The following is a 16,235-nucleotide window of genomic DNA, read 5'->3' on the forward strand; positions in this document are numbered from 1 at the left end:
CGGGCGGGAGCCCGACGCACCCCGCGCGCCGGCGGTGCGGGAAGCGCGGCCCGCCTCACGATCACGACCGGATGGATTCGAATGGTGACAGAGGGTTATCTTCTTCATGTTGGCACACCGTCCGACAAGGAGCCCCATGCCGATCCTCGCCCGGCCCGCCGCCGCCTGCCTGCTGCTCGTGCTCACCGGCTGCGCCACCACACCCACCGCACCGGCGGCGGGCGGCGCGCCCGGCGCGTCCACCCCTGACGAAACGCCCACCGGGTCCCTGGCCGCCGACGGGCGCGACCTGTCGTCGTGCGAGGACGCCGACTGCGAGATCGAGATCCGGGCCGGCGACTCGTTCACCGTCGGCAGACGGTTGGGGATCCGGCAGCTGGCCATCGGCGCCCTCGGCCCGGACGGAGCCCGGATCACGCTCAAGGGATCCGCGGGGAAGCTGAGCGTCCAGGGGATGGCGGGCAGCATCAGCAGCAACTGCGTCAACGACCGCTGCCGCGACGAGGGCGAACTGGTGCTCGCCCCCGGCGAGACCGGCCGCATCAACGACATGCGACTCGACCTCATCCACCTCACCGGCGACCGCGCCGTCCTACGCCTCACCCCCGGCTGAGCGCGCCCCCGGCGGGCCGGGCCAGGAGGTCGCGCAGGACGTACGGGGGGAAGGTGGCCGAGCTCGGGGCGTCCAGCCGCCGCCATCGTTCGTCGCCGTCTAGCACGCCGGCGTACGCGCGGGCGAACATCGACGGCCGACGGCGGGTGCTTCCTCCTCGGCCGACGGCGCACGCTCTGCTTCGTTATAACCTATGGCGTCAAGCTGTCGTCTCCCGTACGTGAGTGCGGCACAACCGGCTGGTGTAGGTACAACCGGGATCGACGAGACAGGACGACGATGACCGGACCAGTGACCGAGCCCCACTCCACCAAGGCCGACCTCGCCTACCTGCGGGTCAAGGAGCTCATCCTCTCCGGCGAGTTGCCGCCCGCCTCCGTCATCGCGCAGGCGCGTCTGGCCCGCGACATCGGCATCAGCACCACTCCGCTGCGCGAGGCCCTGCGCCGTCTCAAGAGCGAAGGGCTCGTCGAGCTGGACGCCCACCGCGACGCCCGCGTCGCCCCGCTCGCCGCGGAGGAGGCCCGCGACCTGCTGGAGCTGCGGCGTTCCCTCGATCCCCTCGCGGTCGCGCTGGCCGCGGAGCGCCGTACGAAAGCCGACATCACCGCGATGCGCGCCGCCGCTCAGGGGTTGGAGCCGCTACCTGCCGACCCCGCCTACGCGCACCTCGTCGCCCACCGCCGGTTCCACAGGGCCCTCTACGCGGCCTCGCACAACGATCTGCTCATCCAGACGCTCGACAGCCTGTGGGACAAAGCCGACCGCTACCGCCGGCTCGCGCTGGAGGCCGAACGCGGCCAGGACGCCCGCGACCGCAAGGCCGCCGAGCACGAGGCGCTGGTCGAGCTCGTGATCGCGGGTGAGGCCGAGGGCGCGGCCGCCGTCATGCGCCGGCACATCGACACCAGCCTCGGCGCCCAGGCCGCCCGGCGGCTGCTCGGCGACCTGCCCGGCGGGCCCGTCCGATCCGAGCTCTCGTCACGCGGCCGGGACCGGGATTAACTGGATCTCTGACCAACGCCTCGAATGCACGCAGGAGTTCAACTACTGGCTCGACCCCGCCGGCGCGCGGGCGGCGCTTACCCGCAGCAGGGGCGAGGTGCGCATGGTGTCGCTGGACGCCGCCAACGAGGTGCCCATCACCGCCGCGTTCCTCGACACCCTCAACGGGCGCGTCCGGTAGCCGTCTACGTCGTCTGTCTCGGTCGGCCCTGCCGGATCGCCCCGGACGGAACGGGTCATATGACCACGAGAGGCCCCGGTGAACCCGCTGTAGCATGACGCCAAACACGACGGGTCCGGTGACACGGGTCCTGGGACGACGCTGAGGTGACAGTCGATGACGCCGCTGGACCAGCTACCCGAGATCCGCACCGACCTCTTCATCGACGGCGAGCGCCACGGCGCGGGCGACTCGCTCCAGGTGATCGACCCGGCCGACGGCACGTCCGTCGTCGGCTACGCCGCGGCCGCCGACGCCAAGCAGGCCACGTCGGCGGTCGCCGCCGCCCACCGGGCGTTCCCCGCCTGGTCCGCCCGCACCCCGGAGAATCGTGCGGCGGCGCTGATCGCCGCGCTGGCTCCGCTGGAGGCCGAGCGGGCGGCCACGGCCGAGATCCTCACCCGTGAGAACGGCAAGATCCGGCTGGAGTCCCACATCGACTCGGTCGTCTTCGAGCACCGTTTCCGGCTTGCCGCCGGGCTGGCCGGCGAGGTCGGGCAGGTGACCACCCTGCCGGCGCCGCCGTACCGGACGGAGATCTCCCACATGCCCCTGGGCGTGGTGACGATCATCGTTCCGTTCAACTGGCCGCTGGCGATCCTGGCCGCCTCGCTGCCGCAGGCGCTGATCGCCGGCAACACCGTCGTGGTGAAGCCGCCGCCCACGACCCCGCTCGCGACCGTGCGCACCGCGGAGGTGGTGGCGCGGGCGCTGCCGCCGGGCGTGCTCAACATCGTCACGGGCGCGGACGCGCAGATCGGCGGGGCGCTGATCCAGGACGGCCGGGTCAAGAAGGTGTGCTTCACAGGCAGCCCGGCGGGCGGCAAGCGCATCATGTCCATGGCCGCCGAGTCGCTGACCCGGGTGGCGCTGGAGCTGGGCGGCAACGACCCGGCGATCGTGTTGGACGACGCCGAGCTCGGCCCTGACGCGATGCACCGCCTGTTCTCGGGCACGTTCGACTCGACCGGGCAGATCTGCATGGCGATCAAGCGCCTCTACGTGCACCGGTCGCGCTACGACGAGGTGGTGGAGGGGCTGTCCGGGATGCTCGCGGCCACCCGTCTGGGTCACGGTCTCGACGAGCGGGTGACCATGGGTCCCCTGCACAGCCGGCGGCAGCTCACGTACGTTCGGGAACTGCTCGGCCAGGCCCGCTCGTCGGGGGCGGAGGTGCGGGAGTTCGGCGCTCCCGCCGAGGGCGCCGACCTGTCCACGGGAAACTTCCTGCGGCCGTCGCTGGTGCTCGACCCCGCCGATGACACGCGGGTGGTGACGGAGGAGCAGTTCGGCCCGACGCTGCCGATCCTGCCGTTCGACGACGTGGACGACGCCGTGGCCCGCGCGAACGACACCTGGTCGGGGCTGTGCTCCTCCGTGTGGACGGAGGACCCCGGCCGGGCCGCGGCCGTGGCGGCGCGGCTGCGTACGGGCTACACGTTCGTCAACGCGCACGGGGCCGGGCACCTGGACGAGCGGGCGCCGTTCGGCGGCTTCAACCACAGCGGCATGGGCCGGGAGATGGGCATCGAGGGCATCCGCGAGTTCATGGACACGCATTCGGTGGGGTTCCCCTCCTGACGGTCATGTACGGACTCCACTGAAGTCTTTGAGCACGCGGGCCGCCCTCGCCGACCGCGCGACCCCTGCCTTCACCGGCTACCTCACGCGCCCGTTCGTCAACCGCAGCAGGAACGAGACGCGGCGGCCCGCCCGGCGCGGCCGGGAGCCTGCCCGTTGGGTCACGGGCAGGGCCGTGGCCGGCGGGATCCCGGGCGGCGTCACGAAGGGCGTACGTCCCGGTACCAGTCGAGAATCTGCTCGCCGGTCATGAACGCGACGTCCTTGTGCGCCCGGATGTGCTGCAACGCCTGCTCGAAATACCGCAGCCGGTGCGGGACGCCCATGATGTACGGGTGCACCACCAGCGCCATCACCCGGGCCGAGTCCGCGGAGTCCTTGTAGAGCTGGTCGAACTGGTCGACGGCGCGCTGGAAGTACTCCCGGGCCGGATGGTGCTGGATCAGCATCATCGCGACGTCGTTGCACTCCTGCGTGTAGGGGATGTTGACGATGGGCGACGTCCGGGTGGCCAGCTCCACGGGCTGGTCGTCCAGCACCCAGTCGCAAACGTACTCGTAGCCCTCCTCGACCAGGATGTCGGGCGTCTCCCAGGTCTCGGTCAGCCCGGGGCCGAGCCAGCCGCGCGGGCGGCGGCCCGTCGCCGTCTCGATCGCCTTGGTGGTGGCCTGGATGTCGGCCCGCTCGTCCTCCACCTTCTGCATGTTCTTCTGGGTGAAGCCGTGGCCGACGAACTCCCACCCGCGGTCCAGTGCGGCCTTCGAGATCTGCGGGTAGTGGGTGACGGCCTGGCCGTTGATGGCCAGCGTGCCGGTCACCTCCTGGCGGTCCATGGCCTCGATCATGCGCCACACGCCGACGCGGTTGCCGTACTCGTGCCAGGCCCAGTTGGGCACGTCGGGGGCGGGGATGCCGCCGGCCGGCGGCGTGAGCACCGTCCTCGGCATCGGGTCGGTGTCGGACCAGGTCTCCACGTTGACGATGACCCAGACCGCCATGCGCTTGCCGGCGGGCAGTCGGAGCGCGGGGCGGCCCTCGATGGGGTCGTACTCAAGCCGTTCGCTGGGTCGCATGGGTCTCTCCTTCGACGATGGTGACGGTCAGGGAGGGCAGGCCTGTGATCTCGACGCGCACGCGGTCGCCGGGCAGCACGGGTCCGACGCCCGCCGGGGTGCCGGTGTAGATCAGGTCACCCGGCATCAGCCGGTACGAGCGCGAGAGGTGACTGATGATCTCGGGCACGTTCCAGATCATCAGCTCCAGCCCGGTGTGCTGGCGCCGCTCGCCGTTGACGGTGAGCGTCAGCTCTCCGTCCAGCGGGTCGGAGCCGGGCAGGATCGGGCCGCAGGGCGCCGAGTGGTCGAAGGACTTGCCGGCCTCCCACGGGTGGGCCCGCTCGCGGCATTCCCGCTGCCGGTCGCGCCGCGTCAGGTCGATGCCGGCCGCATGGCCGAAGACCAGCCCGTACGCGTCCCGCACGTCGACGCCCGCGCCCTCGGCGCCGATGGCGACGACCAGTTCGCCCTCGTAGTGCAGGTCCCCGGTCTGCGGCGGGTAGGGCACCTCGGCGTTGTCAGGGACGACCGCGTCGGCCGGCTTCTGGAAGAAGAAGGGGTCGTCGCGCTCGTCGCCCTCCTGCATCTCCCTGATGTGGTCGAGATAGTTGCGGCCGACGCAGTAGACGCGGCGTACGGGGAACCGGTCGGCCGTGCCGCTCACGGGCAGGGCGACCTGGGTGGGTTGCCAGAGCATCAGTGCACCTCGGATGGAAGGGTCCTGCTGAACAGGTCGGGGCGCAGCACGAGCGCCAGCGCCGCGCCCAGCACGGAGAAGCCGACGATCTGCACCATGCCCGCGCCGACCCAGCCGGTGGCCTCGACCAGGGTGCTGAAGAGCAGGCCCGCGACGCCGGCCGCGACGTAGATGCAGGTGACGAAGAGCCCGGCGGCCCGGCTGACGATCTCGGGGCCGGCGGACTTGACGAGGTAGCTGGCGGCGGCGACGTACATGCCGGCGCTGGCGAACAGCCCGAACAGGAACGAGAAGGTCGCCTGCCAGGGGGTGGACGCGGAGCCGAGGAAGAGGGCGAGGCCGCTGGCGGCCACGCCGAGGTTGAGCACCGTCAACACCACCCTCGGGCTGAACCGGTCGGCGAGGTGGCCGCCGGCCGGGGAGGCGAAGGCCGCCAGGCCGGACAGGCCGATGACGAACCCGGCGCCGCCAGGGCTGTAGTGGAGCTGGTCACGCAGGTAGCTGGCGTACATGCCGATGAAGGCGAAGTCGGCCAGCCCGAACAGCGCCGTGATGACGGCCAGCACGAGCGGGTTGCGCGACAGGATGCTGCGGGCGCCGCCGACGTGCCTGGTCGCGTTCTCCGCGGGGTCGATCTCGGTCAGCCGCGGCGAGACGAGGAACACGGTGGCCAGGGCCAGCGCGACGCCGATGAGGGCGTAGGCGATCATCGGGGCCCGCCACGTACCGTACCCCTCCAGCAGCACGCTGCCGAGCGAGGGGCCGATGATCGAGCCGGCGGCGAAGGCCATGTTGACGCTGCCGATCGCGACCCCGCGACGGGCGGGGAAGGCGCTCGACGCGACCGCGATGATCATCGCGAGCTGGAGTGCCTCGCCGACGCCGGACAGCACGCGCCAGACCAGCATGTCGAAGAACCCGATGGAGACCGTGGTGAGCGCGGTCGCGACCGAGAACACCAGCGTGCCGACGACGATCGTGCGCTTGCGTCCGAGCTTGCGCTGGAGGTACCCGGCGGGCAGACCGGCCAGGCCCATGCCGATGGCGAACACGGTGGCCTGCAGTCCCGCCGCCTCCAGGCTGAAGCCGTACTCGGCGCGGACCTCGACGAGCAGGATGGGGAAGACCATCCGGTCCATGGCGTTGATGGTGTAGGCCAGCAGCAGCAGGCCGAACATGGCGACGGCGGCCTTGGGCGCGAGTGCGCCCCGCGTGGCCGCGGGGTGGGGGGCGGTCATTGCAGACTCCTTTCGCCTGCGGTGGTTGACGGCGTGGTCGGTGAAGGGGGCCAGTCGCCTGCCGCCGCGGCCCTGGCGAGCAGGGCGTCCCGGCGGGCCGCGGCCACCGCGACGGGGTCCGGCTCGCCGTCGTCCAGGATGAGCGCGCCCCGCCGCTTCAGTACGCGGCCGTCGGCGATGACGGTGTCGACGTTGTCGATCTGGCCGGTGTAGACGAGCGCCTCGACCGGGTCGCCCGAGGGGACCAGGTTGATGTCGGACGCTCGCAGGATCACGAGGTCGGCGCGCTTGCCGGGAGTGACGGAGCCTGCGGTGTCGTCCAGGCCGAGATCTCTGGCCCCGTCGATGGTGGCGAGCTGGAGCAGCCGGCGCGGGGTGATCGCGGCCGAGCCCGTGCGCGCCGCCTCCACGGAGACGATCATGCGCAGGTGGCCGAGGATGTCGGCGCTGGTCGGCATGGCGAGCGTGTCGAGCGAGAGCGACACCGGCACGCCTGCCTCCAGCAACTCGGTGACCAGCGGGAAGCCCATGGTGCGCAGCTCGGTCATCGGGCTCAGCGACACCCGGGTGCCCGTGCGGGCCAGCGCCTCGATGTCGCGCCCGTCGGCGTGCACGGCATGGACGACCTGCACGTCCTCGCCCAGCAGACCCAGCTCCTCCAGCCGGGCGAGACCGCAGGCGCGGCAGCCCTCCTCACGCAGGCACCGGTCGCAGTGCATGGTGATGGGCAGCCCGAGCGCGCGGGCCTCGGCCCACTCGCGCTCGTAGACCTCGGGCGGCGTCCGGTACGGCCCGCGCAGCGCGACGCCGAAGTCCACCCTGCCGTCGAGCTGGTGGTCGGGCCAGCGGGCCCGCAGCTTGCGCAGGTCGTCGAGGTCGTTGGTGGCGTCGGGCGACGCCGAGTCCGGCGGTCCGTACGAGAAGCGCCCGCGCAGCCCGGAGTCCAGGTGCGCCTGGATGTTGGCGTCGGCGTCCTGGGGGCCGCGCACGTTGTGGTCGAAGTTGTGCACCGTGGTGATGCCGCCACTGGCCGCCTCGGCCAGCCCGAACCGGGCCGCCCAGTAGAAGTCGCCGAGCTCGAAGTGGGGTGCGAGGGCGCGCTTGACGGTGAAGTAGCCGCTGCCCGGACGGTCGCCGACGGTGCCGCGCAGCAGCGAGTTCCACAGGTGCCAGTGGGTGTCGACGAAGCCGGGCAGCATGATCGTGCCCGTTCCGTCGATCACCTCCGCGTCCGTGACGTCGTGCGCGCCGGGGTGCGGAACGATCTCCGCGATCCGCCCGTCACGGACCAGGACGTCGGCGTTCGCCACGTCACCGACGGCGGGATCCATGGAGATCAGGTGAGTGCCGGTGATGAGGAGGTCGGATCGTTCGCGCATGGTCACCTCACGAAGAGCGCGACGGACAGGATGAGACCGAAACCGACGATCAGCCACCGTAAGACGTGCGGCGGCACGCGCCGGGCGAGCACCACTCCGCTCCGGCCGCCGGCCAGTCCGGTGAGCGACATGACCGCGACCGGGATCCACTCGACGGGGCCGAACACGGAGAAGCACAGGGCTGAGATCAGGCCGACGACCAGGGACAGCGCGCTCTTGAGCGCGTTGAGCCTGTGCAGGTCGTCCGCCAGGAACGTGCCCAGGACGGCGAGCATCATGACGCCGAGCCCGGCGGCGAAGTAGCCGCCGTACATCGCGACCACGAACTGGCCGGCCAGCAGCGCGTGACCGCCGCCCGCCGCCCTGTCCCCGCCGACGCGCCGGGCCAGGCTTTTCTGAAGGGCCAGCGCGACGACGGAGACGAGGACGAGGAACGGGACGATCGACTCGAACTGTTCCGGCGGCGCGGCGAGCAGGATCGCGGCCCCGCACACGGCGCCGCAGGCGCTGACCACGGAGAGCCGCGGCACCTGCGGGCGCACGGCGGGCAGTTCGTCCCGGTAGCCGACCAGCCCGCCCACGTAGCCGGGCAGGGTGGCGAGGGCGCTGGTCACGTTGGCGGCGATCGGCGAGTAGCCCATCGCCATGAGCGCGGGGAAGGAGATCAGCGAACCGCCGCCCGCGACGCCGTTCACGGCGCCTGCCAGGAAGCCCGCGCCGGCGAGAACGAGCAGCTGAAGCGGGTCCAGCATGGTCGCCCTCCTTCCGGCTCCTGCCTCGATGAGTGGCAACGTATTCATTGCATGCAATGCATGTCAAGAGTGCTCGGGCAGCGTTTGCATGCAATGTATACTCACCCCATGGCGGTCTCTTCCGAATCCCAGCCGGGCAGCGCCCATGCGGTCTACGTGGCGCTGCGCCACCGGTTCGCGGAGGGGCAATACGCTCCCGGCCAACGGCTGACGGAGGCGGCGCTGGCCACCGACCTGGGCGTCAGCCGCACTCCCGTACGCGAGGCCATCGGCAGGTTACTGGCCGAAGGGCTGGTCATCCCGGCAGCCCGAGGTGTCGCCGTCGCCGCGCTGACCGCTGCCGAGGCGGAGCACCTGTTCGTCCTGCGCGCCACGCTCGAAGGGCTGGCCGCCGAGCTGGCCGCCACCCGGCAGGCCCGCGGGCAACTGGCCCCCGCCGACATCGACGCGCTCGACCGTGCCGTCGACGCGGTCGAGGCGGCGGTGCAGACCCACGACGCCCACGCCTCCGCTCAGGCCAACCTCGCCCTGCACCGCGCCATCGGAGCGGCGGCCGGCAACCCGTTCCTGGAGGACACCCTGCACCGGGTGTGGGATCGCATCGCGGTCACGACCGTGGCCAACCTCGACGACCCCCACTGGGCCGGCGCGATCACCGAGCAGCACCAGGCCATCGTCGCCGGCATCCGCGCCGGAGACCCGAAGGCGGCGGGGAAGGCGGCCAAGGCGCACATCGAGGCGGCCGGGCGCGCGTACAAACCGGCTCCGGAGAACGAACCCCGGGCCGCCGCGGCCGGGCAGCCCGCCCGCTGAGCACGACCCGACACGGCGGAGAGTCGTGGCAGCCCGACGTTGCATGATCATGCATACCTATGTATATACTTCACGCGTGTCCAAGGTTCTCACTTCTCTGCCTGTCGGCGAACGTGTCGGCATCGCCTTCTCCGGCGGCCTCGACACTTCGGTAGCGGTCGCGTGGATGCGCGAGAAGGGCGCGGTGCCGTGCGCGTACACCGCAGACATCGGCCAATACGACGAGCCCGACATCGCCTCGGTGCCCGGGCGTGCGACGGCCTACGGCGCTGAGGTCGCCCGGCTGGTCGACTGCCGGGCCGCGCTCGTGGAGGAAGGGCTCGCCGCCCTGGCCTGCGGGGCCTTCCACATCCGCTCAGGCGGTCGCGGCTACTTCAACACGACCCCGCTCGGGCGGGCCGTCACGGGCACCCTGCTGGTGCGCGCGATGCTCGAGGACGGCGTGCAGATCTGGGGTGACGGCTCCACCTTCAAGGGCAACGACATCGAGCGCTTCTACCGCTACGGCCTGCTGGCCAACCCGTCGCTGCGCATCTACAAGCCGTGGCTCGACGCGGGGTTCGTCAGCGAGCTCGGCGGCCGCACCGAGATGTCGGAGTGGCTGCTCGAACGCGGCCTGCCCTACCGCGACAGCACGGAGAAGGCCTACTCCACCGACGCCAACATCTGGGGCGCCACCCACGAGGCCAAGGCGCTTGAGCACCTCGACGCCGGCATCGAGACGGTCGAGCCGATCATGGGCGTGCCGTTCTGGGACCCGAGCGTGGAGATCGCCTGCGAGGACGTCACCATCGGCTTCGAGCGCGGCCGTCCGGCGACGATCAACGGCAAGGAGTTCCCCTCGGCCGTCGACCTGGTGCTGGAGGCCAACGCCATCGGCGGGCGGCACGGCCTCGGCATGTCCGACCAGATCGAGAACCGCGTCATCGAGGCCAAGAGCCGGGGCATCTACGAGGCGCCTGGCATGGCGCTGCTGCACGCGGCCTACGAGCGGCTGGTCAACGCGGTCCACAACGAGGACACCCTCGCCGTCTACCACAGCGAGGGGCGCCGGCTGGGCCGCCTGCTCTACGAAGGCCGCTGGCTCGACCCCCAGGCGCTGATGTTGCGCGAGTCGTTGCAGCGCTGGGTCGGCATGGCGATCACCGGCGAGGTGACGCTGCGGCTGCGGCGCGGCGAGGACTACTCGATCCTCGACACGTCGGGGCCCGCGTTCAGCTACCACCCGGACAAACTGTCCATGGAGCGCACGGAAGACTCCGCCTTCGGTCCTGTCGACCGCATCGGCCAGCTGACCATGCGCAACCTCGACATCGCCGACACCCGCGCCAAGCTGGAGCAGTACGCCGGGCTCGGCATGGTCGGAGCCGACCACTCGGCGTTGATCGCCGCGGCGGAGACGTCCTCGACCAAACTGATCGGCGCCATGCCGGAGGGCGGCGCCGAGGCGATCGCCTCCCGTGGCGAGGCGCCCGAGGACGAGCTGCTCGACCACGCCGCGATGGAGTTCGGCACCGACTGAGGCCCACCCTCCCGCAGTCCCGTACGCCACAATCGTCGGAGAAGCGGCGTAGGAGGCGTATGAACGACAACCGCCGGGTGCTGGCGGTGCCGGCCTATCTGCGCGGTGCGGTGAGGTAGGGCCAGGCCTACTCCGTCCTCGGGGCATCCCCCGTGTGGGAGCGGGCCTGTGCGCGCTTCACTGGATGTCGTGCAACGTCCGACTGGATTGCTGGTGGGCGCGGTCTTCGGCGCGGTGTTCGTCGTCGTCAACGCGCAGGGCCCGCCGAACGTCCTGACCGTGAAGTCGCGAGTGGCCGCCCGCCTGGCCGCCGCCGAGGTGGTCCTGCTGTCCGGCGTGGTGCTCCTGGCGGGCGCCGTCACCATGGGTCTGCGAGCTCTCACCGGCAGGCCGGCGGAGGTGTCCTAGCAGGTCCTAGCGGTGGGCCGCGCCGGGCGGTAATCGCGCGCCGGGAGCTGACGGCTGCCGGGCGGGGTCGGCGATCGTGCCGATGAGGTACGTCACCTGCCAGGCAAACCCTTCCTTCTCCAGCGAACGCGCTGTAGCCGTAACCGACGCCGTCTCACATACTGACACAGACGATTTACATACGGCTACCCCAAACTTTAGATTCAGGACATACGCTCTCGGGTGCCTGCGGCCTGACAACGAACTGCGGCAATCGCCGAGCGGCGATGGAACGATGCAAAACCCGCCGGAACCGACCCTTGGGACGGCTACATAACCGCAGGTCAGAACAGGTATGAGAGGGCCCGGGGAAGGGGTCCGACATGTGACGCAGGACGGTGCCGAACCACCACCGCGTGTCACAGTTTTCTCATGTTCGACTTGACCTAAAGGACCGAAACTCCGTAGTTTTGGCCGTCGTTCGGCATGCTTGGGGGCGCAACGAGCGATGCGACGCCCGCCCCGGGCCCTGCCCGGCTTGTCGGTCGCGAATGGACGGGGGAGGCGATAGAGGCCAGCGGTCCGACCGGGAGCGTCACACAAAGTATCCGGCATGGACCACTACGTAATCGGCTCAGGAGATGCTCGCCCGAACGGTGACGTCCCCGCGGCCCGGATTCCGCCTCTGGACGATCGATCGGAGAAATCCGCATCATGGAACCCACGTACCTTGTCTGCCTGCCCTTCGCCGGCGCCGGAGCGTCGTTCTTCCGCGGATGGCAGCGGCAGGCCCCCGAGGACCTGACCATCCTGCCGGTGCAGCTGCCCGGCCGCGAAGAACGTTTCAACGAAGCCCCCTACACCGAGGTCGCCCGCGCGGCCGAGGCGGCGTGCACCCAGGTCCTGGCCAGGATCGACGGCGCCACCCCGCCCGTCGCGCTCTTCGGCCACAGCCTCGGCGCCGTGCTGGCGTACGAGCTGGCCAACCACCTCGCCAACGGCAGAGGGGTGACGCCCGAGCGGCTGTTCGTGAGCGGATCACCCGGCCCGCACGACGGGCGCGAGGCCAAAGCCAGCGGCCTCAGCGACGACGAGTTCCTGGCCAGGGTCAGGGAGTTCTCCGGCTACACGCATCCGGCGCTCGAAGACCCGGAGATGCGGTCACTGCTGCTGCCCGTGATCCGGGCGGACGTCGAGATGCACGAGACGTACGAGCCGGCCACGGACAAGCCACTGCCCGTTCCGGTCACCGCGCTGCGCGGCCGAGACGACGAGCTGGTCGACGGCGCGCAACTCGCGCAGTGGGAGCAGGTCACCAGCGCCGGGTTCAGGACCGCCGAGCTCGACGGCGGCCACATGTACCTGGCGGACGACCCCGCCGCCCTGCTCGGGCTGATCACGGACGAGCTGTCCGAGGAACGAACGTGACGCTGCGCCTGGCCGGCAAGACGGCCGTCATCACCGGCGCGGCCCGCGGCCTCGGACGCGCCACCGCCCAGGCGTTCGCCCACGAGGGAGCCGACCTCGTGCTGATCGACATCGCGCGCGACCTGCCCGGGGTTCCCTACCCGCTCGGCTCCCCCGGCCAGCTCTGGCACACCGAGGAGCTCTGCCGGAAGGCCGGCGTCGCGGTGCTGGTCAAGGAGGCCGACGTACGGGATCTGCGCGAGATCGAGGACGCGGTGGCCCTGGCGGTCGACCGGTTCGGCGCCGTGGACGTGCTCGTCAACAACGCGGGCATCGCCGCGCCGTCCGGCAAGGTGACGCACGAGATCGACGAGGACGAGTGGCGGCTGATGCTCGACGTTGACCTCTCGGGCGCCTGGCGGGCCATCCGGGCGGTCGGCAGGCTCATGTGCGAGCGCGGCTCGGGCAGCATCGTCAACGTCGCGTCCACCGCCGGGCTGGTGGGCTACCGGCATTTCGCCGGCTATGTCGCCGCCAAACACGGTCTCATCGGGCTGACGAAGGCGGCGGCGCTCGACTACGCCCCGCGCCAGGTGCGGGTCAACGCGCTGTGCCCCGGCTCGGTCAGGGACGATCCGCGGGTGGAGGGCCGGATGCTGGCGGAGATCGCCCGCTCGCTCGACGTGCCCGTGGGCACGCACGAGGAGGCGTTCCTGCAGGCCCAGCCGTCCAACGCGCTTGTCGAGCCCGACGCCGTCGCCTCCGCCGCCGTGTGGCTGGCCTCCGACGAGTCCCGCCAGGTCACCGGCAGCGTGCTCACCGTCGACGGAGGCTTCACCACCCGCTGACGCCTTCACCGACCGGCCCCGCCGGCCACCCGAACCCACTGGAGATCACTCTGTGTACCGCACCGTTGACACGCTGATCCCCGCCGCCGTCACGCCGTCCGGGCACTGCCACGCCCGGCGGACCAGGCTTCCGGGCGGCGCCGACGCCGCCCGGATAGCGCGGACCCTCGACCACGCCGCCCGCCACTGGTGGGGCGAGCCCGCCCGCCTGTGGACGGAACGGGTGCCCGCCGCCGCCGGTTCTGCGCAGGCCGCGCGGGCGCTCGACGCCGAGCTGCTCAGGCCGGCGCGCGGGCTGCGGGCCGTGCTGATCGAGTACGCGGACGGGCCGGCCGACCTGGTGCTCGTCGCGCACCGGGCATGGCTGGACGCGACGTCGCTGCGGATGGTGGCCGAGGTGCTCACGGAGCGGGTCCCGTACAGACGGTTCCACGCCGGCCGGCCGCAGGCGGCCGCGCCGGACGACGAGCTGGTCAAGCAGTGGCGGGAGGCCGACTACTCCGGGGCCGTCGAATGGGCCTCGGGGGATGTCGCGGCGGGTGAGCGTACCGGGGTGGTGAGCGTGCCGGTGCGGGACTCGGCGCACCTGGCCGCCCGGGTGGCGGTCGCGGCCGCGCTGGTCCTGGGACGGTACGAGGACCAGCGCTGCCCCGTGATCGGCGCGGTGACCGAGCCGCCCGCGCGGCCGGAGGAGGCGCTGGGGGCGTTCGACGCCGGGACGCTGCTGACGGTGGACCTGTCGGGCGCCTCCACGACCGGCGAGCTGGTGGCCGGGAGCGCCCGCGTCCTCGCAGGCGACGGCGGCCGGTGCGACGCCCGCCGGTACGCCCGGCTCTGCGCGGATGCGGGTGGCCGGGTCCTCGCGGGGCTGCTGGTCACCGCCTCGGACGAGGACGTTCCCTGCCAGACGGCCCCCTTCCCGCTCACCCTCGTACCCCGCCGCGACCACGACGGCTCCTTCCTCCTCGACGTACGGCACCGGCTGGCAGACGTGGACGGCGAGTCGGCGCGGCGGTTCGCCGTCCACGTCGCCCGCGCGTACGAGCGGCTGGCCGGCGATGACGACCTGGTCCCCGCCGACGTCGACCTGCTGGACGAGCGCAGGCGCCGCCACGTGGTCGGCCTCGGCCGCCCGGCCACGTCCCTCGAACGGCGGCCTGAGCGGATCGACGAGATCGTCGCCGCCCGTGCCGCCGAACAGCCCCAGGCCGTCGCCGTCACCGGCGGGGACCGCTCGCTCACCTACGCCGAACTCGACGCGCTCGCCGGCCGCCGCGCCTCCGCCCTGCGCGGGATGGGCGTGCGGGCGGGCGACCGGGTGGGACTCTGCCTGGACCGCACGCCCGACCTGGTGATCACCATGCTGGCCGTGCTGAAGGCCGGGGCCGTCTACGTGCCGATGGACCCCGCCTATCCGGCGGAGCGGCTGGCGTACACGGCCGGGGACGCCGCGCTGCGCGTGGTCGTCGCCGACCGCGACTTCCCCGCCGGCGACGGGCTGAGCGTCGTCTCCCCCGAAGGGCTCGCCGCCTCCGACGGCGGCGGCGTTCCGGAGAGCGGCGGTCCCGACGGCGCCGCGTACGTCATCTACACCTCCGGCTCGACCGGCCGCCCCAAGGGGGTCGTGGTGCCGCACAGGAACGTCGTCGCCCTCCTGACGGCCACGCAGGACGATTTCGGGCTCGGTTCCGGCGACACCTGGTCGAACTTCCACTCCAGCGCCTTCGACTTCTCCGTCTGGGAGATCTGGGGGCCGCTGCTCACCGGCGGCCGGCTGGTCCTGGTGCCGTACTGGGTGTCCAGGTCGCCCGAGGAGTTCCACGAGCTGCTGGTGCGCGAGCGGGTCACCGTGCTCAGCCAGACGCCGTCGGCGTTCGCCCAGCTCATGGAGGCCGACCGGCTCCGGGACGAACGACTCGCCGTCCGGCTGACGGTGTTCGGCGGCGAAACGCTCGACGTGCGCCCGCTGCTGGGCTGGTTCGACCGGTATCCGGGCTGCCGCCTGGTCAACATGTACGGCATCACCGAGACCACGGTCCACGTGACCGCACAGACCGTGACCCGCGGCGACGCCATCGCGGGGTCCCGGTCGGTGGGACGCCCGCTGCCCGGCTGGCACGTGTACGTCCTCGACGAGCGGGGCCGTCCCGTTCCCGTCGGCGCGCCCGGCGAGATCCACGTCGGCGGGACGGGGGTGGCCACGGAATACCTGGGCCGCCCGGAGCTGACGGCCGAGCGTTTCGTGCCGGACCCGTTCGCCGGGGGCCGCATGTACCGCAGCGGCGACCGCGGCCGTCTGCGGCCAGACGGGCGGCTCGAACACCTGGGCCGGCTGGACACCCAGGTCAAGGTACGCGGCTTCCGCATCGAGCCGGACGAGATCCGTAACGTCCTCCTCGACGACCCCGCGGTCACCTCGGCCGCCGTCGTCCTCCGCGACGGCCGCCCGGACGCGCCCGGACGGACGGACACGGCCGGGCACGCGACCGGGGGTGGACCCGCGGCCGGAGGCGAGCAGGCGGTCGATCACGCGCTGGCGCGGCTGGACGCGTACGTGACCCCGGCGGACGTCGACCCCGCCGAGGTGCGCCGGCGCGCGGCCAAGGTGCTGCCCGACCACATGATGCCCGCCACCGTCACGGCGCTGCCCGCGCTGCCGCTCACCGCGAACGGCAAGCTGGACGCCCGCGCCCTGCCCGAGCCGGCCTCCGCCCCGCC

At 72.0% G+C, this 16,235-nt stretch carries 15 protein-coding genes; 9 read left to right on the forward strand and 6 right to left on the reverse strand.

The window, feature by feature from the left end:
• The first annotated feature begins 136 nt into the window (after window positions 1–136).
• On the forward strand, window positions 137–613 hold the full coding sequence (locus tag E1267_RS21915; RefSeq protein ID WP_132334460.1) for a hypothetical protein: 477 nt from the start codon (window positions 137–139) through the stop codon (window positions 611–613).
• On the opposite strand, the gene E1267_RS44495 is transcribed toward E1267_RS21915, so the two are convergent.
• The gene (locus E1267_RS44495) at window positions 600–743 is read right to left on the reverse strand and encodes a hypothetical protein (protein ID WP_165959725.1); all 144 of its coding nucleotides are present in this window, start codon (window positions 741–743) and stop codon (window positions 600–602) included. The genes E1267_RS21915 and E1267_RS44495 overlap by 14 nt on opposite strands.
• Before the next feature lie 149 nt (window positions 744–892).
• On the opposite strand from E1267_RS44495, the gene E1267_RS21920 reads away from it, so the two are divergent.
• Window positions 893–1,618, forward strand: coding sequence for a GntR family transcriptional regulator (locus E1267_RS21920; RefSeq protein WP_132334461.1), 726 nt, complete (start codon window positions 893–895; stop codon window positions 1,616–1,618).
• 337 nt (window positions 1,619–1,955) lie between these two features.
• Entirely contained in the window at window positions 1,956–3,419 is a 1,464-nt protein-coding gene (locus E1267_RS21925; protein ID WP_132334462.1) for an aldehyde dehydrogenase family protein, read from the forward strand.
• Between the two features lie 200 nt (window positions 3,420–3,619).
• On the opposite strand, the gene E1267_RS21930 is transcribed toward E1267_RS21925, so the two are convergent.
• Genes E1267_RS21930 through E1267_RS21950 form a run of 5 tightly spaced genes read right to left on the reverse strand, consistent with a single transcriptional unit; the run spans window position 3,620 to window position 8,540 of the window.
• Entirely contained in the window at window positions 3,620–4,492 is an 873-nt protein-coding gene (locus tag E1267_RS21930; RefSeq protein WP_132334463.1) for a polysaccharide deacetylase family protein, read from the reverse strand.
• Window positions 4,470–5,171, reverse strand: coding sequence for a fumarylacetoacetate hydrolase family protein (locus E1267_RS21935; RefSeq protein WP_132334464.1), 702 nt, complete (start codon window positions 5,169–5,171; stop codon window positions 4,470–4,472). Before E1267_RS21935 ends, E1267_RS21930 begins: the two co-directional genes overlap by 23 nt.
• The gene (locus E1267_RS21940; RefSeq protein ID WP_132334465.1) at window positions 5,171–6,409 is read right to left on the reverse strand and encodes an MFS transporter; all 1,239 of its coding nucleotides are present in this window, start codon (window positions 6,407–6,409) and stop codon (window positions 5,171–5,173) included. The genes E1267_RS21935 and E1267_RS21940 overlap by 1 nt, the downstream gene beginning before the upstream one ends.
• Window positions 6,406–7,788, reverse strand: a complete 1,383-nt coding sequence (locus tag E1267_RS21945) for an amidohydrolase family protein (protein ID WP_132334466.1) — start codon at window positions 7,786–7,788, stop codon at window positions 6,406–6,408. Before E1267_RS21945 ends, E1267_RS21940 begins: the two co-directional genes overlap by 4 nt.
• A gap of 2 nt (window positions 7,789–7,790) precedes the next feature.
• Window positions 7,791–8,540, reverse strand: a complete 750-nt coding sequence (locus tag E1267_RS21950; protein ID WP_165959726.1) for a sulfite exporter TauE/SafE family protein — start codon at window positions 8,538–8,540, stop codon at window positions 7,791–7,793.
• 108 nt (window positions 8,541–8,648) lie between these two features.
• On the opposite strand from E1267_RS21950, the gene E1267_RS21955 reads away from it, so the two are divergent.
• The 6 genes from E1267_RS21955 to E1267_RS21980 all read left to right on the forward strand — a co-directional run.
• Window positions 8,649–9,353, forward strand: a complete 705-nt coding sequence (locus E1267_RS21955) for a GntR family transcriptional regulator (protein ID WP_165959727.1) — start codon at window positions 8,649–8,651, stop codon at window positions 9,351–9,353.
• Between the two features lie 76 nt (window positions 9,354–9,429).
• On the forward strand, window positions 9,430–10,875 hold the full coding sequence (argG, locus tag E1267_RS21960; RefSeq protein WP_132334469.1) for an argininosuccinate synthase: 1,446 nt from the start codon (window positions 9,430–9,432) through the stop codon (window positions 10,873–10,875).
• A gap of 189 nt (window positions 10,876–11,064) precedes the next feature.
• Entirely contained in the window at window positions 11,065–11,283 is a 219-nt protein-coding gene (locus E1267_RS21965) for a hypothetical protein (RefSeq protein WP_132334470.1), read from the forward strand.
• A 693-nt stretch (window positions 11,284–11,976) separates the two neighbouring features.
• A complete protein-coding gene (locus E1267_RS21970; protein ID WP_132334471.1) occupies window positions 11,977–12,690 on the forward strand; it encodes a thioesterase II family protein in 714 nt (237 codons plus the stop codon).
• Window positions 12,687–13,517 carry an SDR family oxidoreductase gene (locus E1267_RS21975; RefSeq protein WP_220449606.1) on the forward strand — a complete coding sequence of 277 codons (831 nt, stop codon included), beginning with the start codon at window positions 12,687–12,689 and terminating at the stop codon, window positions 13,515–13,517. The genes E1267_RS21970 and E1267_RS21975 overlap by 4 nt, the downstream gene beginning before the upstream one ends.
• Before the next feature lie 52 nt (window positions 13,518–13,569).
• Window positions 13,570–16,235, forward strand: a 2,666-nt coding sequence (locus E1267_RS21980; protein ID WP_220449607.1) for an amino acid adenylation domain-containing protein, incomplete at its 3' end; no start/stop codon positions are given.

The organism is Nonomuraea longispora (assembly GCF_004348345.1).
GTDB classification, from domain to species: Bacteria; Actinomycetota; Actinomycetes; order Streptosporangiales; family Streptosporangiaceae; genus Nonomuraea; species Nonomuraea longispora.

Bases quoted from the DNA above. Each gene is read 5' to 3' on its own strand.
- E1267_RS21940 (WP_132334465.1), bottom strand. From the start codon at position 6,409: ATGACCGCCCCCCACCCCGCGGCCACGCGGGGCGCACTCGCGCCCAAG.
- E1267_RS21970 (WP_132334471.1), top strand. From the start codon at position 11,977: ATGGAACCCACGTACCTTGTCTGCCTGCCCTTCGCCGGCGCCGGAGCG.
- E1267_RS21950 (WP_165959726.1), bottom strand. From the start codon at position 8,540: ATGCTGGACCCGCTTCAGCTGCTCGTTCTCGCCGGCGCGGGCTTCCTG.
- E1267_RS21955 (WP_165959727.1), top strand. From the start codon at position 8,649: ATGGCGGTCTCTTCCGAATCCCAGCCGGGCAGCGCCCATGCGGTCTAC.
- E1267_RS44495 (WP_165959725.1), bottom strand. From the start codon at position 743: ATGTTCGCCCGCGCGTACGCCGGCGTGCTAGACGGCGACGAACGATGG.
- E1267_RS21935 (WP_132334464.1), bottom strand. From the start codon at position 5,171: ATGCTCTGGCAACCCACCCAGGTCGCCCTGCCCGTGAGCGGCACGGCC.
- E1267_RS21925 (WP_132334462.1), top strand. From the start codon at position 1,956: ATGACGCCGCTGGACCAGCTACCCGAGATCCGCACCGACCTCTTCATC.
- E1267_RS21945 (WP_132334466.1), bottom strand. From the start codon at position 7,788: ATGCGCGAACGATCCGACCTCCTCATCACCGGCACTCACCTGATCTCC.
- E1267_RS21930 (WP_132334463.1), bottom strand. From the start codon at position 4,492: ATGCGACCCAGCGAACGGCTTGAGTACGACCCCATCGAGGGCCGCCCC.
- E1267_RS21920 (WP_132334461.1), top strand. From the start codon at position 893: ATGACCGGACCAGTGACCGAGCCCCACTCCACCAAGGCCGACCTCGCC.
- E1267_RS21915 (WP_132334460.1), top strand. From the start codon at position 137: ATGCCGATCCTCGCCCGGCCCGCCGCCGCCTGCCTGCTGCTCGTGCTC.